Genomic DNA, 21,352 nt, shown 5'->3' with positions numbered 1-21,352 from the left:
TCACGACGCCTGCCGGAGATCGGCTTCGGGCTGGTCCGACGACACCGCGAACATCGCCGCCATCACATCCGATTGCGTCACCATGCCGACCAAGCGCCCATCCGCGTCCACCACAGGCAAATGATGCAGCCCCGCATCGGCCATGAAGGGCACGATCTGGGCGATATGGGTCTCGGGATGCGCCGCCTTGACCGGCGTGCTCATGATATCCTCGACCTTGCCCCTGAGGCGGCGGTCGGAATTGCTGATCGAGCGCAGCCGCCAGCCGAGGCCCGACCCGATCGCCGACATGCCCCAATCGGCTTTGTCGAGCAGGTCGGTCTGCGTCAGGATGCCGATGACCCGGTTGTCGAAATCCACCACGGGCAGGGCCTTGATGTGATGTTCGCGCAGATGCCGCAAGGCCTCGCGCAGGCTGGTCTTGGGACCGACCGACTGCACGTCGCGGCTCATGATCCGCTCGCAGGTGACCCCGCCCGACCGCCGGTCATAGGCGCGAATTTCGGCGCGATGCAGGATATCCTCCAGGTCGTCGGTCGCCACCGGCATCACCAGGTCATACTGCGCCAGCACGGCGCTGATATCGTCCTGCGTCACCCCCAGCCGCCCCATGGGCAGCGGATCGGCCGTGCGATGCGGATTGCCGGCCGGCACAGGCGCCAGATGCGGGTAGCGGCGGCCGGTGAGATTGTTGAACAGCAGCGCCGCCAGCAGCAGCAGTACCGAATTGACCAGCACCGGCCACACCACGAAGCCGAATCCGGCCGCCTGGATGGCCGGGCCACCCAGCACCGCCGTAAGCGCCACCGCGCCGCTGGGCGGATGGAGGCACCGCAAAGCCATCATCGCCGCGATGGCCAGCCCGCCCGCCAGCGCCGCAGCCAGCATCGGGTCGCGCACATAATGCGCGCAGGCCACCCCGATCAGCGCCGCGACGGTGTTGCCGCCGATGATCGACCACGGTTGCGCCAGTGGGCTGGTCGGCACCGCGAACAGCAGCACCGCCGATGCCCCCATCGGCGCGATCAGCAGCGGCACGTCGGAGCCGCCACCCAGCGCCAGGCTCGCCACCGCCCCGGTGACCAGAATGCCGATCAACGCGCCAATGGAGGCGCGCAGCCGCTCGCCCAGGCTGACAGGCGCCAGGCCGGGCACGAACCGTTTGATGAAGGGAAGGACGCTGGACATTGGCGCGGGATGTAGCAGCCATGCACCGCGCCGCCAACTGGTTGCAGAACCACGCTTTTTCGTAATCACCGATCCGCCGGGAATATTGTTCCCGCCCGCGTGCCCGAGCGCTCCGTCTATCGGGCGAAGGCCTCGAACGGGTTGATTTCGGTCAGTTGCACGATCATCGCCTCGTCGACGCCCGCCGCGCGCAGCTTGGGCAATACGCTGTCCACCAGATGCGTATAGGGCCGCGGGACGCCGCCGCCCGGCTGGGCGGGATCAAACCAGCCCATATCGTGGCTGAGCAGCAACTGGCTGCCGAGGCCCGCCTCGAGCGCCCGTAGGATGCGGGGCACGGTCTCCTCGTCCGGGACATAGCCGATATTGTCGTATTCGATCCACGCGCCGCGCGCCGCCACGGACCGGTGCATCTCGAAATCCGGCTCGGCCTGGGTGTGAATGGAAATGAAGCGGCTGGCCGTATAGCCCTCGGCCTCGATGATATCGAGCTGGTCCATCACCACGCGGCCTTTGATCGTATGCGAACCGATGGCCGCATTGCTCGCCTTTGCCGCCCGCGCCGCCGCTCGCAGGATGCGCGCTTCGAGCGGGGTGATGCCATCGTCGCCGGCGCTGAGCTTGATCCAGCCGGCCTTGACCCCGGTATCGTCGATGCCCTCGCCCAGCTCCTTCAGCATCCAGGCTTCCAGCTCATCCTGGCTGGCTGTGCCGACCCATGCCGGGATCCACGGCTCGCGATAATTGCCGGTGGGCACCACGATGGGAAAATTCGTCGCCTGCGACACCGCCAGGTCCAAATCGGCCCGCCGCCCCACGCCGCCGGTGGAGCATTCCACCAGCGCGGTGATCCCCCGCGCCTTGATGGCCTCGATCTGCGGCGCCATCAGCGCCACCACGTCGCGCGTCTCGGCCTGGGCATAGCCGGGCTGGTCGGGTGTCCGCAGGTCGACGAAAACATGCTCATGCGGCAGGATGGGGCCGAGCTGGTCCTTGCGCAGCGGCCCCAGCGTGGTGATCAGGTGTTTCATCGCGTTTCCCCGAACCGCATGAGATTGGTTCCGCTCTTATACACGGCCGCGTGACGATTTTGTCTCTTGTCTCCTGGCGCCGCATCGGTTGAGTTGGGGCGGATGCAGGTGACGATGGAACCGCGATGACTCTTCCCCAGGCTCTTGCCTTCCTCATCATCGGCGGCATGGTGGCGGCCTTCGTCTGGGGCCGCTGGCGCTATGATGTGGTCGCCGTCGGCGCCCTGCTCATCGCCATGGCCCTGGGGGTGGTGTCGCCTGCCGCCGCATTCTCCGGCTTCTCCGACGATATCGTCATCATCGTGGGCAGTGCCCTGGTGGTCAGCGCCGCCGTGTCGCGCTCCGGCATCATGGAAATCGTGGTCCGGCGGCTGGCGCCCAATATCAGCACGCCCCGGGCGCAACTGGTGCTGCTGGTGCTGATCGTCACGGTGCTCAGCGCCTTCATCAAGAATATCGGCGCTCTGGCGATCATGATGCCCATCGCCTTCCAGATGGCGCGGCGTTCCGGGGTCTCGCCCTCGATGTTCCTGATGCCGATGTCGTTCGGCGCGCTGCTGGGCGGGCTGATGACCCAGATCGGCACCTCGCCCAATATCATCGTCTCCCGCGTCCGCATGGACATGACCGGCGAGGCCTTCGGCATGTTCGACTATACGCCGGTGGGGCTGGCACTGGCGGTGGTCGGCGTCATTTTCCTGGCCTTCTGCTACCGGCTGCTGCCCGAGCGCAAGCGCGAGCGCGGCGGGCTGGACAGCGCCATCGACATCAAGAACTACACCACCGAAGCCCGCGTCACCGACGATTCCCCTGCCATCGGCCTCACCGTGTCCGAATTGCAGGCCCTGGCCGATCGCCGCGCCATGGTAACCCGCATCGTCGGCGCCAATGGCCATCCGCGCACGCCCTTGCCCGATGCCAAGCTGCGGGCCGGAGACATCCTGCTGGTGTCCGGCGAGCCGGTGGCGCTCGACCAGATGGTGTCGCAGGCCGGGCTGGTGTTCTCCGAACGCCGCGGCCCCGCCACCCGCGACGCCGCCGATTTCGGCATCATCGAAGCGGTGATCGGGGAGACCTCCGGCCTGATCGGTGCCACGGCCCAGGAACTGACCCTGTTCGACCGTACCGGGCTCAACCTGCTGGCCGTCAGCCGCCGCGACCAGCGCTTCACCGAGCGGCTCGGGCAAATCCGCTTCCAGAACGGCGACGTGATCCTGCTGCAGGGCCACATCCAGCGCCTGCCCGAACTGCTGCGCGAATGGGACTGCCTGCCTTTGGTCGAGCGCGGCCTGCGGCTGGGCAGCGTCCGCAATTCCATCCTGCCGCTGGTCATCCTGCTGATCGCCATGGCGGCCACGGCCATCGGCCTCGTGCCGGTGGCCCCGGCCTTCTTTGCCGCGGCGGTGGCCATGGTGCTCAGCCGCTCCGTGCCGATCCGCGATGTCTATGGACACCTGGACGCCCCCATCCTGGTCATGCTGGCCTGCCTGATCCCGGTGTCGGATTCGCTGCGCACCACTGGCGGCACCGACCTGATCGCCGGCTTCCTGTCGATGACGGCGGCCACCCTGCCCGGCTGGGGCGCGCTGGCCCTCATCATGGTGGCGGCGATGGCGGTGACGCCGTTCCTCAACAATGCCGCCACCGTTCTGGTGATGGCGCCCATCGCCGCTACCTTCGCCACCAGCCTGGGCTATGCGCCCGAGGCCTTCCTGCTGGCCGTGGCCATCGGCGCCGGCTGCGATTTCCTGACCCCGATCGGGCACCAGTGCAACACGCTGGTCATGGGTCCGGGCGGCTACAAATTCGGCGACTACTGGCGATTGGGCGCGCCGCTCTCGATCCTGGTCGTCCTCGTCGCCGTCCCCATGCTCATGCTTGTCTGGCCATTCTAGATGCACTCGAACCACACCATCGCGTTGCCCAACCGCCCGCCATTGCTGCTCGGCCCGACACCGCTGGTCATGGGCATCCTCAATGTCACGCCGGACAGCTTTTCCGATGGCGGCCAGCATGATCGCGTGGCCAGCGCACTCGCCCATGCCCGCCAGATGCTGGCCGAGGGCGCCGACATCATCGATATCGGCGGCGAAAGCACCCGGCCCGGCGCCGCGCCGGTCGGCGTGCAGGAGGAACTGGACCGCGTCATGCCGGTGATCGACGCGCTGGTCGCCGACGGCATCACGACGCCCATCTCCATCGACACCTACAAGCCGCTGGTCGCCGACCAGGCCGTCCAGGCCGGCGCCAGCATCATCAACGATGTGCATGGCCTGCAAGGCGCGCCGGAAATGGCCGAGGTGGCGGCGCTGCATGGTACCGCGGTCATCGCCATGCACTGGGACAAGGCCCGCGACCCGGCCGCTCCGCTACTCGGCGCAGTTGCCGATTACCTGAGGCGCAGCGTGGCCATGGCCGAGCGAGCGGGGCTGGCGCGGGACCGCCTCATTGTCGATCCCGGCTTCGGCTTCGCCAAGTCGCTGACCGAAAACTATGCCTTGCTCGACCGGCTGGACGAACTGGCAGCGCTCGGCCTGCCCCTGCTGGTGGGCACCTCGCGCAAATCGATGATCGGCAAGCTGCTTGGCAACCAGCCCGAAGAGCGGCTGGCCGGCACCATTGCCACCAATGTCCTGGGCTATCTCCGGGGGGGCCATATTTTCCGCGTGCATGACGTTCGGGCCAACCGCGATGCCCTTCGCGTGGCGCAGGCAACGCTGTATGGTCCGCCCGAAAACCGGGGATAGCAGAGATGACCGAATCCTTTTCTGGCGACCGTATCATCCTGAGAGACCTGGGCTTTTACGGCTATCACGGCGTTTTTGCCGAAGAGGCCCGGCTCGGCCAGCGATTCTTCATCGATCTCGAAATCGGCCTCGACCTGTCGGTGCCGGCCAGGACCGACCGGCTCAGCACCGGCACCTCCTATGGTGATGTCTACGATGTGGTGAAGCAGACCTTCGAGGGCGAGCGCACCAAACTGCTGGAAGCGCTTGGGCAGAACATCGTCGATGCGCTGTTTGCGGCCTTCCCCACCGTCGACTGGGTCATCATCCGCATCCGCAAGCCGGAGGCGCCGATTGCCATGGTGCGTGGTGAGGCGGCGGTGGAACTGCATCGGCAGCGGACATGAAGGCCTGGCTGAGCCTGGGGGCCAATCTGGGTGACCCGCCGGCTCAGCTCGCCGAGGCCATCCGGCGCATCGCGGCGCATCCCGGCATCGTCGTCACCAGACGCTCGGCGGTGCTGGCCACCAAGCCCTGGGGCAAGACCGACCAGCCCGATTTCGCCAATCAGGCCGTGGCGGTCGAGACCAGCCTCGAACCCCTTGAACTGCTTGATGTTATCCTCGGCATCGAGCTGGATATGGGGCGGGTGCGCCAGGAGGTCTGGGGCCCGCGGGTCATCGATATCGACATGATCGCCTATGATCGCGTGGAGCTGAATTCCCCCCGCCTGACCCTGCCGCATCCCTATGCGCACGAACGCGATTTCGTGCTGGTGCCGCTACGGGAGATTGCACCGGATGTGGTGCAGTGGCTGCTGGAGCGCGCGACGTAACGCACGGGAGGCCATCGGTTCTATCGCCTCCCTCCCCCTTTGAGGGGAGGGAGACGACTGAAATATTGCGGCCTGCCCGTTTCATGTGCGACAGCCCTCCCCTCAAAGGGGAGGGTAGCAAGAGCCGAAGCGCGGGCATTCAGGCCCGCATCGCGTCGAGCACCGCCACCGCTGTATCGAACTCGACGCGGCGCCGGGCGCGCCGGTCGGCGGCTTCCTCGTCCTGGCCCCACTGCGAAATCTGGTAATCCTCGTCGACATGCGCCGCCTTCCACACTTGGTCCGGCGAAAACAGCTTGCTCCACAGGCCGATAGCGAGAAGTCCTGAACCAGTCAGTCCGGTGATCGATACCAGCGCGGTCATCGTCAGCAGGTTTTCATTGCCCAGCGCCTCGGCCAGCCGATCGAGCGTGGGCTTGGGCTGGGACTGGTGGATGATGCCCATGGTCGGCTGGAAGCTGACGCCGAAATGGCGGGCCAGGGTGGTCAGCGCATTGTCCCAGGCCACTTCCTGCTCCGAGACCAGCTCCTGCGGGCTTTCGGCGCGATAGAGCATCAGGTCGGTGCTGGCGAACTTGATGACCTCCTCGCGGAAGGCCGGGATCATCTCTTCGCCGCTTTCCACGGCCGAATTGACCAGCCGCACCATGGGCATGGTGGCCGGGTCGATGAATTCGCCCTGCCCGGCCCATTCCTCCGCCATTGCCGTGGCAATCGCGGCGGCGGGCACGACGACAGGCAGCTTCCTGCCCGGTGTGCGCACCGGGCGGCCATCGAGGGTAACGACGAAGCCGCCATCGACTGGGCCGGCGGCGACCTCCTTGTAGAAGCGCTTGGGCAGCTCGACCTTGTCGAGGTGCTGGGCCCGGCCATAGCCATCGTTCAGGTGCTTCTGGATGTCGTCGAGCTGGTCGCGCATGGTTTAGTCCAGGAGTTGGCTGATCGCGCCGGCAAGCTGGTCGTAGCGGTCGATCATGGTGGTGGCGCCCGCTGCGATGAGCTCGCGCGGCTCGTGATAGCCCCAGGTAACGCCGACAGTCTTGCAGCCGGCAGCCACTCCCATTTCGATATCGAATGTGGTGTCGCCGATCATCACCGTCTCGGCCGGCGCGACGCCGGTTTCACGCATGGCGGTTTCGAGCATGCCCGGATGGGGCTTGGAGGGATTGTGGTCGGGTGTCTGCAGGGTGACGAAATGGCCGGACAGGTCAAGATGCGTCAGAATGCGGTGAACGCCGGTCAGCGGCTTGCCGGTGGCAATCCCCAGCACCGTGTCGGGCCGGGCATGGAGCGCATGGAGAGCCTCCAGCGCGCCCGGAAACAGCCCCTCGCGATTGCCATGGGTAACGAGCGAAGCCTGAAAATGCGCGCGATAGCCCTCGACAAGCTGGTCGATCAGCACCGGATCGTCGCTCTGCGCCAGCCGCGCCATGGCCTGCGACAGTGACAGCCCGATGACCCGGCGCGACTGGGCCGGGCTTGGCGCATCGAGCCCACGGTCGGCAAAGGTGGCCGACATATGCTCGCCAATCAGCGCCTGCGTATCGATCAGCGTACCATCCATGTCGAAGACGACGAGCTTCATGCCCCATCCTCCGGATCGCCGCTGACATCGTAGCGGTCGGGATCGAACCCCAGAGTCTCGAAGCTGGCTCGCATATGCGGCGGCAGGGGCGCCGAAATATCGAGGCGCTTGCCGCTGCGCAGCGGGATGGCAATGCGGCGGGCATGCAGGTGCAGCCCCTCGCTGAGGCCGGGCGCACCCTGCCAGTTCTCGATATTGAAATAGCGCGGATCGCCGATGATCGGCGTGCCGAGCTGGGCCATGTGGACGCGGAGCTGGTGGGTGCGGCCGGTCACCGGCTTCAGCGTCACCCAGGCGAAGCGCCGGCTGGCCGTGTCGGTGGTCGAATAATAGCTCATCGAATGCTGCGCGCCGGGCGTACCGTTCTTGACCACGACCATCTGCTCGCCGTCTTCGGTGCTCTGGCGCGCCAGGAAGCAGGAGATTTCACCCTGCTGTGGATGCGGATTGCCGGCCACGATGGCCCAGTAAATCTTGCGGGCCGAGCGCGAGCGGAACACGGCGCCGAAATGGCTGGCCGCGGCCTTGGTCTTGGCGACGACAAGACAGCCGGACGTATCGCGATCGAGCCGGTGCACCAGGCGCGGCGCCTCGCCCTTCTTGTTGGGCAGGCTCTTGAGCAGACCATCCATGTGGCGCCTGGTGCCGCTGCCGCCCTGCACGGCCAGGCCATGCGGCTTGTTGAAGACGTAGATATCGTCGTCCTCGTAGAGGATCAGCTCGCGCAGGAACTGCGCATCGGCCTCGTTGAGCTTGACCGGCTTGACCACGTCGGCATCGTCGATGGGCGGAATACGCACGGTCTGCCCGGCCAGAACCCGCGTGCTGGTGGTCACCTTGGCCTTGTCGACCTTGACCTCGCCATTGCGGATCAGCTTCTGGAGTCGGCCAAAACCGAGCTGGGGGAAGTGATGGGCAAACCAGCGATCGAGACGCATCCCGTCTTCATCGCTATCCACCTGCCGCTGTTGAACGCCACTCATGCCACGCCTCGGGTCACCAAAAGGCCGAGATAAAGCCCAATGAGGCAGAGCACAACCGACAACAGCACATAGGCGGTAGCCTGCAGCATCTCGCCACGCTCGATCAGCACGATCGCATCGAGCGAGAAGGACGAGAACGTTGTGAAACCGCCGAGCAGGCCGACAGCCAGGAACAGGCGCGCCTCATTCTGCCAGGTGGGTAGCAGGCGCGCCATGACACCGACGAAGAGACCCATGGCGAGGGAACCGAGAATGTTCACCAGCATCGTGGCGAGTGGGAAGGACATAGGCCAGGCGCGTCCGACAAGGACGGAGACACCATAGCGGGACATGGCACCAATAGCGCCGCCGGCGCCGACGAGGAGGAAGGGGGTCATATGTCCGGTGATGCTCCTCTTGAGTAAAAGCTATGTTTGCGGTTTTACCTTCTCCCCTTGAGGGAGAAGGTGCCCCGAAGGGCGGATGAGGGGTTTGGAGTCATCCATTGCCCCTCACCCTGACCTTCTGCTGAACGCGTCAGGTCGTCCCTCTCCCGCAAGGGGAGAGGGGGAGGCCGGCCCTATTACCCGTCCCCCCGCTTCGCCGCCCTGAGCCGCTCGAAATACTCCACCCGCTTTCGCAAATCCCGCTCGAAACCGCGTTCCACCGGCTCGTAGAATTTCTGCCTGCCGATCTTTTCGGGGAAGTATTCCTGGCCGGAAAAGGCTTCTGATGTGTCGTGGTCGTAGATATAGCCCTCGCCATAGCCGCTCCCCTTCATCAGCTTGGTGGGCGCATTGAGGATGACCATGGGCGGCATGGGCGAGCCGGTGGATTTGGCAACGCTAACGGCGCCCTTATAAGCGGTGTAGACGGCGTTGGATTTGGGGGCCAGCGCCAGGTAGACCACGACCTGCGCCAGCGACAGTTCGCCCTCGGGTGAGCCGAGCATCTGGTAGGCGTCGCGGGCGGCGACGGCCATTTGCAGCGCCTGCGGATCGGCCAGGCCGATATCTTCTGAGGCCATCCGGATCAGCCGACGGGCGAGGAACAGCGGATCCTCCCCGGCATCAAGCATGCGGGCGAAATAGTAGAGCGCCGCATCCGGGTCGGAGCCGCGGATGGTCTTGTGCAAGGCCGAAATCAGGTTGTAGTGGCCATCCTGCGCCTTGTCGTAAATGGGAGCGCGGCGCTGGATGACGGTGAGCATGGTCGCCGCATCGAGGGTTTCGCCCTCCTTGGCGGAGGCCAGCACCTCCTCGACCAGGCCGAGCAAAGCGCGGCCATCGCCATCGGCAAGGGTGAGCAGCGTCTGGCGGGCCTCGGCATCCAGCGGCAGGGCCGCGCCGGTCAGTTCCTCGGCGCGCTGCACCAGCTTTTCGAGATCATCGAGGCCAAGCGATTCAAAACGCAGCACCTGGCTGCGCGACAGCAGGGCCGCGTTCAGCTCGAAAGAGGGATTTTCGGTGGTGGCGCCGACCAGAACCACCGTCCCGTCTTCCATCACCGGCAGGAAACCATCCTGCTGGGCGCGGTTGAAGCGATGGATTTCATCGACGAACAGCAGCGTACGATGGCCGGACAGGCGCTCGAAACGGGCTTTCTCGAACACCTTCTTGAGGTCGGCAACGCCGGAAAACACCGCCGAGATTTGCTCGAACGTATAGCCGATCTGGTCGGCCAGCAGCCGCGCCACCGTAGTCTTGCCGGTGCCCGGCGGCCCCCACAGGATCAGCGAGCCGAGCCGGCCGCTGGCAATCATGCGGCGCAAGGTGCCATCGGGGCCCAGCAGGTGGGCCTGGCCGATGACTTCGTCGAGCGAACGCGGCCGCAACTGATCGGCGAGCGGCCTTGCGCGGTCGGTTTCGGACGAGTCGGCAGCGAAGAGATCGGACATGGGGCTGTTCTAGCGGATTGGGGGCAACGGTGCCACGCCCTCGTGGTGCGAGGGTTGCTGCGCTCCCGCCTCACCATGAGTGCTACTTGTAGCTTGGTGTTCCAGTCGCCCTCATGGTGAGGTGCGAGCCCTTCGCGAGCCTCGAACCACGAGGGCGTGGCACTACCCGCTCACAATGCTCCGGGTCACCCTGCCGTCGCGCTGCAGGATGATCTGCCAGGTGCGCACGCTCTTACTGGCGGTCTCGGCAAAGGCGCCTGCAGTGTCCATGGGGATGTCGTTGAGCGCCAGGATGATATCGTCGACGCGCAGGCCCATGCCCTCGGCCGGCGACCCCGGCTCGATGGCGGTGACGATGACCCCGCGGGCGTCATAGGGGAGGTCCTTGGCCTCGGCCAGCGCCGCATCGAGCTGGCGGACGCTGGCGCCGGCAAAGCGGGACTTGCCGGTGATGGTGGCCAGCATGTCGCCACCTGCCACAGGCGCCGGCTCCACGGTGAAGGAAACCACCTCTGTCGCGCCGCTGCGCAGCCGTTCGAGATTGGTGGCCTGGCCGATCGGCTTGGTGGCGAGGCGGAAGTTGAAGGCACTGGGATCGTCCACTGCCACCCCGTCGACGCTGAGGATCACATCGCCCGCCGCAAAGCCGGCGCGGGCGGCGGGACCATCGGGCGCCACTTCGGCGATGAGCGCACCATGCGGCGCCGCCATGCCCAGGCTCGCGGCAATATCGGAATTGACCGCCTGCATCTTGGCGCCGAACCACGGGCGAATAATTTCGCCGCCACTGACACCCGCATCGGCCACCAGCCGCGCCATATTGGCCGGAATGGCAAAGCCGATGCCCACCGAGCCGCCGCTCTGCGAATAGATGGCCGTGTTGATGCCGACGAGATGTCCGTCGAGATCGACCAGCGCGCCGCCCGAATTGCCCGGATTGATCGCCGCGTCGGTCTGGATGAAGAACTCGTAGTCCGAGCTTTCGACCCCGGTGCGGGCCAGCGCCGAAACGATGCCCGACGTGACGGTCTGCCCGACCCCGAACGGATTGCCGATGGCCAGCACCAGGTCGCCGACCAGCAGGGCGTCGGAATCGGCGAAGGTGATGGCAGGGAAGCTCACATCGCCCGGTTGGCGCACGCGCAGCACGGCCAGGTCCGTCTGCGCATCCTCGATGACGATATCGACGGCAAATTCGCGGCCGTCCGAAAGGGCAATGCGGACATCGGTCGCGCCTTCGATGACGTGGCGATTGGTGAGGATCACCCCACCGGCATCGACGATGACGCCCGAGCCGAGCGCATGCGATTCCTGCGGCCGGCTCTGGAACTGGCCCTCGCCGAAAAAGCGCGAGAAGAACGGATCGCTGGCGAAAGGCGACACCGCCTGCTGTTCGATGCGCGTGGCATAGACATTGACCACCGAAGGCGCCACGGCGCGCACCACGGGCGCGAAGCTGAGCTTGATCTGCGTGTCGCTTTGCGGAACCTGAAGCGGCGCGGCCGGCGCGGCCACCTGGGCCACGCTGGGAGCATTGAAGGGTGAGAATGCCAGCGTGCCGCCGATGGCCAGAACCATCACCGTGCCAGCCGCCAGCCATAGTGTACGCATCTTCATCGAACCAACCTCGCCCCTGCATCGTTGAGGTCAGGCAAACGCCCGGAATCTGTCATGAAAATGGCATTGTCGGCGGGCGACAAATTGCGACCAAATAATCGTTTGCGCCGGGGGGTGCATGGCCCTATATGCAGCGCTCGTTTTCCAGCATTCTTCAGCCCCGAAAGGCCAGTCGTCCATGACCACCGAGCCGAAACACGTTTACCCGAACACCTCCGCGCTGATCGCGGCGGAAGCGCCGGATTTTCCGGCTTTCCTGTTCTCCGAACGTGAGTTCCACAGGGCCGTGAAGGTGTTCAAGAAGGGGTTCGACGGGCTGCTGACCTATGCGGTCAAGTGCAACCCGTCCCCGCACATCATCGCGCAGCTGCATCAGGAAGGCCTCAAGGCTTTCGACGTGGCCTCCAATACCGAGATGGAGCTGGTGCGCGACCACGCGCCCGGTGCGGTGATGCACTACAACAATCCCATCAAGAACAAGCGCGAAATCGCTCGCGCCTATGAAGAATTCGGCGTGCGCAGCTTCACCATCGACCATCCCCAGCAGCTCGACCAGCTCGCCGCCGTGGTGTCGCCCAGCCGCGACGTGGAGGTCACTACCCGCTTCAAGGCCGGCAAGGCGCTCAAATCCTACGATTTCGGCATCAAGTTCGGCGTCATGGAACAGGGCGCGGCCGAAATCGTCACCATGGTCGACCAGATGGGCTATACGCCCAGCCTCTGCTTCCATGTCGGCAGCCAGTGCGAAGACGCCTATGCCTATGAGCGCCATATCGCCGCCGCCGCGCGCATCGTCGAAGAATCCAATATCGAGCTCAAGCGCCTCAATATCGGCGGCGGCTATCCGGCCCCCTACCCGACCAGCGAAGCGCCGCCCATGGACTATTATTTCGAGACCATCGCGCAGGCGGTGAACGATCACTTCGGCGAGAAGCGCAAGCCCGAGCTGATCATCGAGCCCGGCCGCGCCCTCGTCACCAGCTCGACGTCCCTGCTTCTCCGCGTAAAACATCAGCGCGGCGGCCAGTCGGTCTATGTCAATGACGGCGCCTATGGCAGCCTGATGGAAGTCAAGTTCATGCACTTCACCCCGCCGGTCCGCGTCTGGCGCGGCGCCCGCGTGCATGACAATGACGCCCAGTTCTCCGAATTCACCATCTGGGGGCCGACCTGCGACAGCTATGACGTGCTCCCCCAGGTCTTCACCCTGCCCTCCGACATCGATGAGGACGACTGGATCGAGTTCGGCCTGATGGGTGCCTATACCCAGGCCTCGCTGACCCCGTTCAACGGCTTCGACCGCCGCGATCAGTTCTGGGTGGAAGAGGTCTATACCGGCAAGGACATGGCACCGGAATAAGGCCGGGAAGTCCTTAGCAGCCCTTCCTAATCTCCGCCTGATAGCAGGGCTATCGCATATGGGCTGGCACGATCTTACCACGCCCACCGCGCGGCTCCTCCCCCTTGACGGGGGAGGTTGGGAGGGGGTGTTGGGAGCCCGGATATCGGGGCTAAACATCCCCCACCCTTGATCCCTCCCCGCAAGGGGGAGGGAGTCGACTGAAACATTTGCGGCCCGCCAAGTTCACATGCGACCGCCCTCCCACAAGGGGGAGCTGGAGGGGTTATCCAATGCCAAGCCACATCCCGCCCCTCGCCGATCTCGGCCGTCGCATCGTCATCTTCGGGCCGTCCAATTCTGGCAAGTCGACGCTGGCCGAAGCGCTGTCCCGCAAGCTGGCCATTCCCGCCGTGCATCTCGACCAGTTGCATCACACGCCCGATACCGATTGGGTTCCGCGCCCCCAGCATGAGTTCCACGCTCTGCAACGCGACGCCATTGCTGGCGATGCCTGGATCATGGACGGCAACTATAGCGGGCTGGTGGACGAGCGCCTGGCCCGGGCCACCGGTGCCATCGTGCTCGATGGCAATCACTGGATGCGGCTCGGACGCTATGTCAACCGCACGCTGTTCCAGCCCAACCGGCCGGGTGCGCTGCAGGGCCAGCAGGACAGCCTCAAGTGGTCGATGATCCATTGGGTGGCGGTGGCGTCCCGGCACAACGGAGCGCGCTACCGCGCCATGGTGGAGGGCACCGTCCTGCCCCGCGTGTTCTGCGGCTCCATGGCCGAGGTCAAGGCCCTCTATCGCGTTTGGAGCTTGTAAGGCCAAAACAAAAGCGGCCGCGGAATGAACCGCGACCGCCTTAATTCTCGACGCTGAGCCGCTTACGCGGCTTCGAACTCGTCTTCGTCGCGCGCCTGCACCGGGCCGCTGTCGAGGCCCTTGGCGTTGACGTCGCGGTCGACGAACTCGATCACGGCCATCGGGGCGTTATCGCCATAGCGGAAGCCGGCCTTGAGGATGCGGATATAGCCGCCCTGGCGTTCCTTGTAGCGCGGGCCAAGCACGGCAAAGAGCTTGGCAACCTGGCCTTCGTCACGGATCTGGGCGATGGCCTGGCGGCGCGCATGCAGGTCGCCCCGCTTGCCCAGCGTGATCAGCTTCTCGACGATCGGACGCAGGTCCTTCGCCTTGGGCAGGGTGGTGACGATCTGCTCGTGCTTGATCAGCGCGGCGGACATATTGGCGAACATAGCCTTGCGGTGGCTGGCGGTTCGGCTGAGCTTGCGGCCGGAATTACCGTGGCGCATGGTTATCTCCTAAAGTGCTTGGCAGCGCGATCAGTAGTGATCTTCGTAGCGCTTGGCGAGGTCATCGATATTCTCGGGTGGCCAGTTGGCAACGTCCATTCCGAGATGAAGCCCCATCTGTGCCAGGACTTCCTTGATTTCGTTGAGCGACTTGCGGCCGAAATTCGGCGTCCGCAGCATCTCGGCTTCCGTCTTCTGGATGAGGTCGCCAATATAGACGATGTTGTCGTTCTTGAGGCAGTTGGCCGAGCGGACCGAAAGTTCGAGCTCGTCGACCTTCTTGAGCAGCGCCGGATTGAAGGCCAGTTCCGGAACGGCATCCTGTGCCTTTTCCTTGCTGGGCTCTTCGAAGTTCACGAACACCGAGAGCTGGTCCTGCAGGATGCGCGCGGCATAGGCCACGGCGTCTTCCGGCGTCACGGCGCCGTTGGTCTCGACCTGCAGGGTCAGCTTGTCCTTGTCGAGGCTTTCGCCGGCGCGGGTGGCATCGACCTTGTAGCTGACGCGACGCACCGGAGAAAACAGCGAGTCGACCGGGATATAGCCGATCGGCGCGTCTTCGGGACGGTTCTTGTCGGCAGCGACGTAGCCCTTGCCGGTATCGACGGTAAACTCGATGTTGATCTCGGCGCCGTCATCGAGGTGGCAGATGACCAACTCGGGGTTCAGCACTTCGATGTCGCCGGTAACCTTGATGTCGCCGGCGGTAACGGCACCGGGACCTTGCTTGGAGAGCGCCAGGCGCTTCGGGCCTTCACCGCCCATCTTCAACGCGATTTCCTTCACGTTGAGGACCAGGTCGGTAATGTCTTCCCGCACGCCCGGAAGCGAGGAGAATTCATGCAGGATGCCGTCAATCTGGATTGCGGTAACTGCCGCGCCCTGGAGCGACGACAGCAGCACGCGACGAAGAGCGTTACCCAGGGTAAGCCCGTAACCGCGCTCAAGCGGCTCGGCAACCACCGAGGCCACGCGCGCGTTGTCGCTGCCCGAAACAATCTCCAGCTTGGTCGGCTTGATCAGTTCTTGCCAGTTCCTCTGGATCGTCACGGTTATGTCCTTTCAAAATCGCGGCCCTAGCCCGGAGCCGCACCGCCGCAAACGCAATAAGACTCCCGGCCCATTCAATCGGCCGGGAGACTTTCTAGTCGGTCTAAATTAGACGCGGCGCCGCTTGCGCGGGCGGCAGCCATTGTGCGGGATCGAGGTCACGTCGCGAATGGAGGTGACGTTGAACCCCGCAGCCTGCAGCGCGCGAAGCGCCGATTCACGGCCCGAACCGGGACCGCGAACCTCGACTTCGAGGGTCTTCATGCCGTGTTCCTGCGCCTTCTTGGCAGCATCTTCGGCAGCAACCTGAGCAGCATAGGGGGTCGACTTGCGCGAGCCCTTGAAGCCCATCACGCCCGAGGAGGACCACGAAATCGTGTTGCCCTGCATGTCGGCGATGGTAATCATGGTGTTGTTGAACGAGGCGTTCACGTGGGCAACGCCCGACGTAATATTCTTGCGTTCCTTGCGCTTGACGCGCGTGGTTTCAGTCTTAGCCATCTAATTCCTCTGATCGATATCAGCGCTGCCGTTAGCGGAGTGCCCCGGCAGCTACATCGAAGAACCCGATACGGGTTCTTACTTCTTCTTGCCGGCGATCGGCTTGGCCGGACCCTTGCGGGTGCGGGCATTGGTGTGGGTGCGCTGACCACGGACCGGGAGGCCGCGGCGGTGGCGCAGGCCACGATAGTTGCCCAGGTCCATCAGGCGCTTGATGTTCATCGCCACATTGCGGCGAAGGTCACCTTCCACGACATAGTCGCGGTCGATAGCTTCACGGATCTGGATGACTTCGGCGTCAGTGAGCTCGTTCACACGGCGCTCCGCCGGAATGCCAACCTTGGTGCAGATATCCTCGGCGAACTTGTCGCCGATCCCGTGGATATACTGCAGCGCGATGACGACGCGCTTATTGGTCGGGATATTGACGCCAGCAATACGTGCCACGTCTGCTCTCCTTCATTCAGCGCGAACCATCACGGCTGGCGCCCTTATAACAACAAGGGACCGGACTTCGACCCCCAACGATGTGGAGAACCGAATCCAGCCCAATAATCCATGAGACTGACGCGGTTCTTTAAGGGCTCGATTCCGCAGAGTCAACTGCCAAACCCAGCCCGATAATCAGTGAGCGATCGCAGCCTTGATGGCAGCAGTCACCTGGTCGACCGGCTCCATGCCGTTGACGGTCTTCAGCAGACCTTCCTCGGCATAATAGGCCACCAGTGGAGCAGTCTGCTCCTGGTAGACGCCGAGGCGCTTGCGCAGCACTTCCTCATTGTCGTCGGCACGAGCGCCGCCCGATTCCTTGGCGCGCTGGATCACCCGGCGCACCAGTTCATCGGCATCGGCCTTGATTTCGATGACCGCATCGAGCTTGACGCCCTTGTCGATCAGCATCTCGCCCAGCGCCTCGGCCTGCGCGATGGTGCGCGGAAAGCCGTCGAGGATGAAGCCCGGCTTGCAATCCTCGGCGTCGAGGCGCTCGGAGACGATGCCATTGACGATCGCGTCAGATACCAGGTCGCCGCGATCCACGATGGCCTTGGCTTCCAGACCCAGCGGGGTCTTGGCGGCAATGGCCGAGCGGAGGATATCGCCTGTCGAGAGCTGGGGGATGCCGTAGCTATCGACCAGAATCTTGGCCTGGGTCCCCTTCCCCGCTCCCGGCGGTCCGAGCAGTATCAACCTCATCGACGCTTGCCTCCTCCAAGACGGGACTTCTTGACCAGCCCCTCATATTGCTGGGCGATCAGATGGCTTTGGATCTGGCTGATCGTATCGAGGGTCACCGTCACCATGATCAGCAGCGACGTGCCGCCGATGAACTGGCTGATGGCCATCTGGCTGAACAGCACTTCGGGGATCAGCGCCACGACGGTCAGGTAGAGAGCACCGATCACCGTGATGCGCGTCAACACATAATCGATATGGGCCGCGGTGCGTTCACCCGGACGGATGCCCGGAATGAAGCCGCCGGAGCGCTTGAGGTTATCGGCCGTCTCGGACGGGTTGAACACGATCGCCGTATAGAAGAAGGCGAAGAAGATGGTCAGGCCGCCATAAACGAAGAGATAGAGCGGCTGCCCGCGCCCCAACAGGGCCGTGACCGTCTGCAACCAGCCGATGCCGGTGCCCTGGGCGGTGAACGAAGCCACCGTCGCCGGCAGCAGCAGCAGCGACGAGGCGAAGATCACCGGGATGACGCCCGACGTGTTGAGCTTCAGCGGCAGATGCGAGCTGTCGCCCTGGAACATCTTGTTGCCGACCTGGCGCTTCGGATACTGGATCAGCAGCCGCCGCTGGGCGCGTTCGAAGAACACGATGCCGGCGATGACCACCAGGGCCAGAACCAGCATGCCGGCCGCGGCCAGGCCCGGAATGGCGCCGGTGCGGCTCAGTTCCAGGGTCTGCGCGATGGTCGTGGGCAGGTTGGCCACGATACCGGCGAAGATGATCAGCGAAATGCCGTTGCCGACGCCGCGCGAGGTGATCTGTTCGCCCAGCCACATCAGCAGCATGGTGCCGCCGACCAGGGTGACCACGGTCGAGATGCGGAAGAACCAGCCCGGATTGAGCACGACGCCCTGGCTCGCTTCGAGGCCCACGGCGATGCCATAGGCCTGCACGGCGCAGAACACCACGGCGAGATAGCGGGTATACTGGTTCATCTTGCGACGGCCAGCCTCGCCACCTTCCTTCTTCAACGCCTCGAGGCGCGGGGAAGCGGTCGCCACCACCTGCACCACGATGGAGGCGGTGATGTAGGGGATGAGGTTGAGGGCAAAGATCGCCATGCGCTCGACGGCGCCGCCGGCGAACATGTTGAACATGCCGATAATGCCCTGCTGCGACTGCTCGAACGTCGCGCGGAAGGCGTCCGGGTCGATGCCCGGAACCGGAATGAACGTCCCCAGACGATAGACGAGCAGCGCGCCCAGTGTGAACCAGATGCGCTGCTGCAGAGCCTTCGCCTTGGAAAAGGTCGAGAAATTGAGATTACGTGCCAGCTGTTCGGCTGCGGACGCCATATATCGCTCCTATGGCTTCAAGGCCAGGTGCGCTCGGAGCGCTTCGGGAGCATATGGATCTACGTCCCTAACGCAACAAACCAAAAAAGCGCACCCGAACATGTCGGGTGCGCCATGCCGATGATCAACCGGCGTAAGGAGTCTTCTTCCACGGCGCCTTGGCCGGGATGAGCTCGACCTTGCCACCGGCCGCTTCGATGGCGGCAGAGGCGCCGGCCGTCGCATAATCGACCTTGAAGGTGACCTTCTTGGCCGTGAAGCCGGAGGCGCCGATCAGGCGGACGCCGTCCTTGGCGCGGCGGATCACGCGGGCGGCGATCAGCGCTTCAGCGTCGATCACACCCTTGGCGTCCAGCTTGCCGCTGTCGATATAGGCCTGGATGCGGTCGACGCGGACTTCGTTCCAATCCTTGGGATTGAGCGCGTTGAAGCCACGCTTCGGCATACGCATGTGAAGGGGCATCTGGCCGCCTTCGAAGCCGTTGATCGCGACGCCCGAGCGCGCGGTCTGGCCCTTGCCGCCACGGCCGCCGGTCTTGCCCTTGCCGGAACCGATACCGCGGCCGACGCGGATGCGGAGCTTGTTGGCGCCAGGATTGTCACGAAGTTCGTTCAAACGAGTCATTTGTCCGCCTTCTCTCTTATTCGCCGACGACGCGGACGAGGTGCGGAACCTTGTTGATCATGCCGCGAACTTCGGGCGTATCAACGAGCTCGCGCTCTTTGTTCATCTTGTTCAGCCCGAGACCGATCAGGGTCGCGCGCTGCACCTTGTCGCGGCGGATCGGCGAGCCGATCTGCTTGACGGTTATCTTGGTGTTCTTTGCCATCGTGTCTCTCCGGACTTAGGCTTCGACGGCAGTCTCGCCGCGGCGAGCCTGCAGTTCGGAAACCTTGAGGCCGCGGCGGGAAGCGACCGAGCGCGGGCTGTCGACGCGCTTCAGCGCATCGAAGGTGGCCCGCACCATGTTGTAGGGGTTGGCGGTGCCCTGCGACTTGGCAACGATGTCGTTGATGCCCAAAGTCTCGAACACGGCGCGCATCGGACCGCCGGCGATGATGCCGGTACCCGGAACGGCGGCACGCAGGATGACCTTGCCGGCGCCGTGGCGACCCTGCACGTCATGGTGCAGCGTGCGTGCATCGCGCAGCGGAACGCGGATCATCTGGCGCTTGGCCTGCTCGGTGGCCTTGCGGATGGCTTCGGGAACTTCACGGGCCTTGCCGTGACCGAAGCCGACGCGGCCCTTCTGGTCGCCAACGACAACAAGCGCGGCGAAGCCGAAGCGACGGCCACCCTTGACCACCTTGGCCACGCGGTTGATGTGGACCAGGCGATCGACGAATTCGCTTTCGCGTTCTTGAACGTCTCTGCTCATAATGTTTCTTTCCTTGTCCGTGCCTAGAACTGCAGGCCGCCCTCACGGGCAGCGTCTGCAAGGGCCTTTACACGGCCATGATAGATGTATGCCCCGCGATCGAAGATCACTTCGGCAACGCCGGCCTTGGTGCCGCGCTCCGCGATCAGCTTGCCGATCGTTGCAGCGGCCTCCGAAGTTGCGCCGTTCTTGACCTTGGACTTGATGTCCTTGTCGAGCGTCGAAGCAGCAGCCAGCGTACGGCCGGTCGCGTCGTCGATGATCTGGGCGTAGATATTCTTGTCCGAACGGAAAACCGACAGACGCGGACGACCGAAGGCACGAGCCTTGAGCGCCTTGCGGACACGAGCCTTGCGGCGTTCCGCACCTTTTGCACTGATAGCCATTGCAGGCGCTCCTTACTTCTTCTTGCCTTCTTTGCGGAAGACCTGTTCGCCCAGGTACCGCACACCCTTGCCCTTGTAGGGCTCGGGCTTGCGCCACGCGCGAATGTTTGCCGCAACCTGGCCAACCTGCTGCTTGTCGATGCCGCTGATGACGATTTCCGTCGGTGCCGGCACGGCAAGCGTGATGCCCTTGGGGGCTTCGTAGATCACTTCGTGGCTGAAACCAAGCGACAGCTTGATATCCTTGCCCTGCATGGCGGCGCGATAGCCGACGCCCTGGATCGCCAGCTTCCGTTCGAAGCCGGTCGAAACACCGGTGACCATGTTCTGGATCAGTGCACGGGTGGTGCCCCAGGCAGCGCGAGCAAACTTGGTGTCGTTCGCCGGAGAGATCGAAACGCCGTCGTCCCCCTGCTCCGCGTTCACGACATCCATCAGCTCGATGCTCAATTCGCCCTTCGGGCCCTTGGCGGTGACGGTACGACCGTTGATCGTGACCGTAACGCCGCTTACCGGTGCGACCGGTTTCTTGCCAGTACGTGACATTCTAGTTCAATCCTTGAGTAATCGTCTTACCCCGGCTTCCAAGGCTCGAAAGCCTTAGAATACGCGGCAGAGTACCTCGCCACCAACGTTGGCAGCCTTGGCTTCATGGTCGGCCATCACACCCTTGGGGGTGGAGAGGATCGAAACACCCAGGCCGTTGGCTACCTGCGGAATATTCTTGACGGAGGCATAGACGCGACGGCCGGGGCGCGAGACGCGCTCGATCGTGCGGATAACGCCTTCATTGTCCGAGTACTTGAGTTCGATTTCGTACTCGGAGGCACCGTTCTCGAACTTGGTCTCCGAGTAGCCGCGGATGAAACCCTCGGACTGGAGCACATCCAGCACGCGACCACGCAGGGTCGAGGCCGGGGTCGAAACGGAATTCTTGCGGCGCTCCTGGGCGTTGCGGATGCGGGTCAGCATATCGCCGATCGGATCGGAAAAGCTCATCTTCGGTT

Annotated in this window: 26 protein-coding genes; 6 read left to right on the top strand and 20 right to left on the bottom strand. The window is 64.3% G+C overall.

Going from position 1 to position 21,352, the window contains the following annotated elements; genetic code table 11:
* Together ASD80_RS11095 and ASD80_RS11090 are read right to left on the bottom strand one after the other, a co-directional pair.
* Positions 1-1,188, bottom strand: a complete 1,188-nt coding sequence (locus tag ASD80_RS11095) for an HPP family protein (RefSeq protein WP_056232701.1) — start codon at positions 1,186-1,188, stop codon at positions 1-3.
* A 116-nt stretch (positions 1,189-1,304) separates the two neighbouring features.
* Complete coding sequence (locus ASD80_RS11090) at positions 1,305-2,219, bottom strand: phosphotriesterase (protein WP_056232699.1); 915 nt, start codon at positions 2,217-2,219, stop codon at positions 1,305-1,307.
* 125 nt (positions 2,220-2,344) lie between these two features.
* Here ASD80_RS11090 and ASD80_RS11085 point away from each other — a divergent pair, with 125 nt between their 5' ends.
* Genes ASD80_RS11085 through folK form a run of 4 tightly spaced genes read left to right on the top strand, consistent with a single transcriptional unit; the run spans position 2,345 to position 5,780 of the window.
* Entirely contained in the window at positions 2,345-4,114 is a 1,770-nt protein-coding gene (locus ASD80_RS11085) for an SLC13 family permease (RefSeq protein WP_056232697.1), read from the top strand.
* Entirely contained in the window at positions 4,115-4,966 is an 852-nt protein-coding gene (gene folP, locus ASD80_RS11080; protein WP_056232695.1) for a dihydropteroate synthase, read from the top strand.
* Between the two features lie 5 nt (positions 4,967-4,971).
* Positions 4,972-5,352 (top strand): dihydroneopterin aldolase, encoded by a 381-nt coding sequence (gene folB / locus ASD80_RS11075; RefSeq protein ID WP_056232693.1) that lies wholly within the window; start codon positions 4,972-4,974, stop codon positions 5,350-5,352.
* Positions 5,349-5,780, top strand: coding sequence for a 2-amino-4-hydroxy-6-hydroxymethyldihydropteridine diphosphokinase (gene folK, locus ASD80_RS11070; protein WP_056232691.1), 432 nt, complete (start codon positions 5,349-5,351; stop codon positions 5,778-5,780). Before folB ends, folK begins: the two co-directional genes overlap by 4 nt.
* Positions 5,781-5,919: 139 nt before the next feature.
* Here the strand turns inward: folK and ASD80_RS11065 are convergent, their stop codons facing one another.
* The 6 genes from ASD80_RS11065 to ASD80_RS11040 all read right to left on the bottom strand — a co-directional run bounded on the left by ASD80_RS11065 (position 5,920) and on the right by ASD80_RS11040 (position 11,841).
* Positions 5,920-6,699 (bottom strand): ATP12 family chaperone protein, encoded by a 780-nt coding sequence (locus ASD80_RS11065; RefSeq protein ID WP_056232689.1) that lies wholly within the window; start codon positions 6,697-6,699, stop codon positions 5,920-5,922.
* Between the two features lie 3 nt (positions 6,700-6,702).
* Positions 6,703-7,365 (bottom strand): HAD family hydrolase, encoded by a 663-nt coding sequence (locus tag ASD80_RS11060; RefSeq protein WP_056232686.1) that lies wholly within the window; start codon positions 7,363-7,365, stop codon positions 6,703-6,705.
* On the bottom strand, positions 7,362-8,348 hold the full coding sequence (locus ASD80_RS11055; protein WP_056232684.1) for an RluA family pseudouridine synthase: 987 nt from the start codon (positions 8,346-8,348) through the stop codon (positions 7,362-7,364). Before ASD80_RS11055 ends, ASD80_RS11060 begins: the two co-directional genes overlap by 4 nt.
* A complete protein-coding gene (gene crcB, locus ASD80_RS11050) occupies positions 8,345-8,725 on the bottom strand; it encodes a fluoride efflux transporter CrcB (RefSeq protein ID WP_056232683.1) in 381 nt (126 codons plus the stop codon). Before crcB ends, ASD80_RS11055 begins: the two co-directional genes overlap by 4 nt.
* Before the next feature lie 185 nt (positions 8,726-8,910).
* Positions 8,911-10,224 carry a replication-associated recombination protein A gene (locus ASD80_RS11045; protein ID WP_056232681.1) on the bottom strand — a complete coding sequence of 438 codons (1,314 nt, stop codon included), beginning with the start codon at positions 10,222-10,224 and terminating at the stop codon, positions 8,911-8,913.
* A 162-nt stretch (positions 10,225-10,386) separates the two neighbouring features.
* On the bottom strand, positions 10,387-11,841 hold the full coding sequence (locus ASD80_RS11040; RefSeq protein ID WP_244488982.1) for a Do family serine endopeptidase: 1,455 nt from the start codon (positions 11,839-11,841) through the stop codon (positions 10,387-10,389).
* A 178-nt stretch (positions 11,842-12,019) separates the two neighbouring features.
* Between ASD80_RS11040 and ASD80_RS11035 the strand changes: the two genes are divergently transcribed.
* Together ASD80_RS11035 and ASD80_RS11030 are read left to right on the top strand one after the other, a co-directional pair.
* Entirely contained in the window at positions 12,020-13,201 is a 1,182-nt protein-coding gene (locus ASD80_RS11035) for a hypothetical protein (protein ID WP_056232677.1), read from the top strand.
* A gap of 272 nt (positions 13,202-13,473) precedes the next feature.
* The gene (locus ASD80_RS11030) at positions 13,474-14,010 is read left to right on the top strand and encodes an AAA family ATPase (protein WP_056232676.1); all 537 of its coding nucleotides are present in this window, start codon (positions 13,474-13,476) and stop codon (positions 14,008-14,010) included.
* Positions 14,011-14,072: 62 nt separating this feature from the next.
* Here ASD80_RS11030 and rplQ read toward each other — a convergent pair whose 3' ends face one another.
* The 12 genes from rplQ to rpsH all read right to left on the bottom strand — a co-directional run bounded on the left by rplQ (position 14,073) and on the right by rpsH (position 21,344).
* Positions 14,073-14,498, bottom strand: a complete 426-nt coding sequence (rplQ, locus tag ASD80_RS11025; RefSeq protein ID WP_056232674.1) for a 50S ribosomal protein L17 — start codon at positions 14,496-14,498, stop codon at positions 14,073-14,075.
* Between the two features lie 30 nt (positions 14,499-14,528).
* A complete protein-coding gene (locus tag ASD80_RS11020; protein ID WP_244488986.1) occupies positions 14,529-15,554 on the bottom strand; it encodes a DNA-directed RNA polymerase subunit alpha in 1,026 nt (341 codons plus the stop codon).
* Between the two features lie 102 nt (positions 15,555-15,656).
* A complete protein-coding gene (gene rpsK, locus ASD80_RS11015; RefSeq protein ID WP_035102656.1) occupies positions 15,657-16,049 on the bottom strand; it encodes a 30S ribosomal protein S11 in 393 nt (130 codons plus the stop codon).
* A 78-nt stretch (positions 16,050-16,127) separates the two neighbouring features.
* Positions 16,128-16,496: a 30S ribosomal protein S13 gene (rpsM, locus tag ASD80_RS11010; RefSeq protein WP_056232669.1), complete on the bottom strand. Its 369-nt coding sequence runs from the start codon at positions 16,494-16,496 to the stop codon at positions 16,128-16,130.
* A gap of 177 nt (positions 16,497-16,673) precedes the next feature.
* Complete coding sequence (locus ASD80_RS11005; protein ID WP_056232668.1) at positions 16,674-17,243, bottom strand: adenylate kinase; 570 nt, start codon at positions 17,241-17,243, stop codon at positions 16,674-16,676.
* Positions 17,240-18,580 carry a preprotein translocase subunit SecY gene (gene secY, locus ASD80_RS11000; RefSeq protein ID WP_056232666.1) on the bottom strand — a complete coding sequence of 447 codons (1,341 nt, stop codon included), beginning with the start codon at positions 18,578-18,580 and terminating at the stop codon, positions 17,240-17,242. Before secY ends, ASD80_RS11005 begins: the two co-directional genes overlap by 4 nt.
* Before the next feature lie 124 nt (positions 18,581-18,704).
* A complete protein-coding gene (rplO, locus tag ASD80_RS10995) occupies positions 18,705-19,205 on the bottom strand; it encodes a 50S ribosomal protein L15 (RefSeq protein WP_056232664.1) in 501 nt (166 codons plus the stop codon).
* A 16-nt stretch (positions 19,206-19,221) separates the two neighbouring features.
* Positions 19,222-19,410, bottom strand: a complete 189-nt coding sequence (gene rpmD / locus ASD80_RS10990) for a 50S ribosomal protein L30 (protein ID WP_056232662.1) — start codon at positions 19,408-19,410, stop codon at positions 19,222-19,224.
* A 15-nt stretch (positions 19,411-19,425) separates the two neighbouring features.
* On the bottom strand, positions 19,426-19,959 hold the full coding sequence (rpsE, locus tag ASD80_RS10985; protein WP_056232660.1) for a 30S ribosomal protein S5: 534 nt from the start codon (positions 19,957-19,959) through the stop codon (positions 19,426-19,428).
* Between the two features lie 23 nt (positions 19,960-19,982).
* Positions 19,983-20,345: a 50S ribosomal protein L18 gene (gene rplR / locus ASD80_RS10980; protein ID WP_056232658.1), complete on the bottom strand. Its 363-nt coding sequence runs from the start codon at positions 20,343-20,345 to the stop codon at positions 19,983-19,985.
* A gap of 12 nt (positions 20,346-20,357) precedes the next feature.
* A complete protein-coding gene (rplF, locus tag ASD80_RS10975) occupies positions 20,358-20,891 on the bottom strand; it encodes a 50S ribosomal protein L6 (RefSeq protein ID WP_056232656.1) in 534 nt (177 codons plus the stop codon).
* Positions 20,892-20,945: 54 nt separating this feature from the next.
* Complete coding sequence (gene rpsH, locus ASD80_RS10970; RefSeq protein WP_056232655.1) at positions 20,946-21,344, bottom strand: 30S ribosomal protein S8; 399 nt, start codon at positions 21,342-21,344, stop codon at positions 20,946-20,948.
* Positions 21,345-21,352: the final 8 nt, after the last annotated feature.

Source organism: Devosia sp. Root635, from assembly GCF_001427605.1.
Taxonomy (GTDB): domain Bacteria; phylum Pseudomonadota; class Alphaproteobacteria; order Rhizobiales; family Devosiaceae; genus Devosia.
Note: the sequence above shows the minus strand (reverse complement) of the source record. Positions and strands in the feature narration are given on the sequence as shown.

Coding starts and splice junctions, on each gene's coding strand:
- ASD80_RS11095 (WP_056232701.1), bottom strand. CDS start 1,188: ATGTCCAGCGTCCTTCCCTTCATCAAACGGTTCGTGCCCGGCCTGGCG.
- ASD80_RS11090 (WP_056232699.1), bottom strand. CDS start 2,219: ATGAAACACCTGATCACCACGCTGGGGCCGCTGCGCAAGGACCAGCTC.
- ASD80_RS11085 (WP_056232697.1), top strand. CDS start 2,345: ATGACTCTTCCCCAGGCTCTTGCCTTCCTCATCATCGGCGGCATGGTG.
- folP (WP_056232695.1), top strand. CDS start 4,115: ATGCACTCGAACCACACCATCGCGTTGCCCAACCGCCCGCCATTGCTG.
- folB (WP_056232693.1), top strand. CDS start 4,972: ATGACCGAATCCTTTTCTGGCGACCGTATCATCCTGAGAGACCTGGGC.
- folK (WP_056232691.1), top strand. CDS start 5,349: ATGAAGGCCTGGCTGAGCCTGGGGGCCAATCTGGGTGACCCGCCGGCT.
- ASD80_RS11065 (WP_056232689.1), bottom strand. CDS start 6,699: ATGCGCGACCAGCTCGACGACATCCAGAAGCACCTGAACGATGGCTAT.
- ASD80_RS11060 (WP_056232686.1), bottom strand. CDS start 7,365: ATGAAGCTCGTCGTCTTCGACATGGATGGTACGCTGATCGATACGCAG.
- ASD80_RS11055 (WP_056232684.1), bottom strand. CDS start 8,348: ATGAGTGGCGTTCAACAGCGGCAGGTGGATAGCGATGAAGACGGGATG.
- crcB (WP_056232683.1), bottom strand. CDS start 8,725: ATGACCCCCTTCCTCCTCGTCGGCGCCGGCGGCGCTATTGGTGCCATG.
- ASD80_RS11045 (WP_056232681.1), bottom strand. CDS start 10,224: ATGTCCGATCTCTTCGCTGCCGACTCGTCCGAAACCGACCGCGCAAGG.
- ASD80_RS11040 (WP_244488982.1), bottom strand. CDS start 11,841: ATGAAGATGCGTACACTATGGCTGGCGGCTGGCACGGTGATGGTTCTG.
- ASD80_RS11035 (WP_056232677.1), top strand. CDS start 12,020: ATGACCACCGAGCCGAAACACGTTTACCCGAACACCTCCGCGCTGATC.
- ASD80_RS11030 (WP_056232676.1), top strand. CDS start 13,474: ATGCCAAGCCACATCCCGCCCCTCGCCGATCTCGGCCGTCGCATCGTC.
- rplQ (WP_056232674.1), bottom strand. CDS start 14,498: ATGCGCCACGGTAATTCCGGCCGCAAGCTCAGCCGAACCGCCAGCCAC.
- rpsK (WP_035102656.1), bottom strand. CDS start 16,049: ATGGCTAAGACTGAAACCACGCGCGTCAAGCGCAAGGAACGCAAGAAT.
- ASD80_RS11005 (WP_056232668.1), bottom strand. CDS start 17,243: ATGAGGTTGATACTGCTCGGACCGCCGGGAGCGGGGAAGGGGACCCAG.
- secY (WP_056232666.1), bottom strand. CDS start 18,580: ATGGCGTCCGCAGCCGAACAGCTGGCACGTAATCTCAATTTCTCGACC.
- rplO (WP_056232664.1), bottom strand. CDS start 19,205: ATGACTCGTTTGAACGAACTTCGTGACAATCCTGGCGCCAACAAGCTC.
- rpmD (WP_056232662.1), bottom strand. CDS start 19,410: ATGGCAAAGAACACCAAGATAACCGTCAAGCAGATCGGCTCGCCGATC.
- rpsE (WP_056232660.1), bottom strand. CDS start 19,959: ATGAGCAGAGACGTTCAAGAACGCGAAAGCGAATTCGTCGATCGCCTG.
- rplR (WP_056232658.1), bottom strand. CDS start 20,345: ATGGCTATCAGTGCAAAAGGTGCGGAACGCCGCAAGGCTCGTGTCCGC.
- rplF (WP_056232656.1), bottom strand. CDS start 20,891: ATGTCACGTACTGGCAAGAAACCGGTCGCACCGGTAAGCGGCGTTACG.
- rpsH (WP_056232655.1), bottom strand. CDS start 21,344: ATGAGCTTTTCCGATCCGATCGGCGATATGCTGACCCGCATCCGCAAC.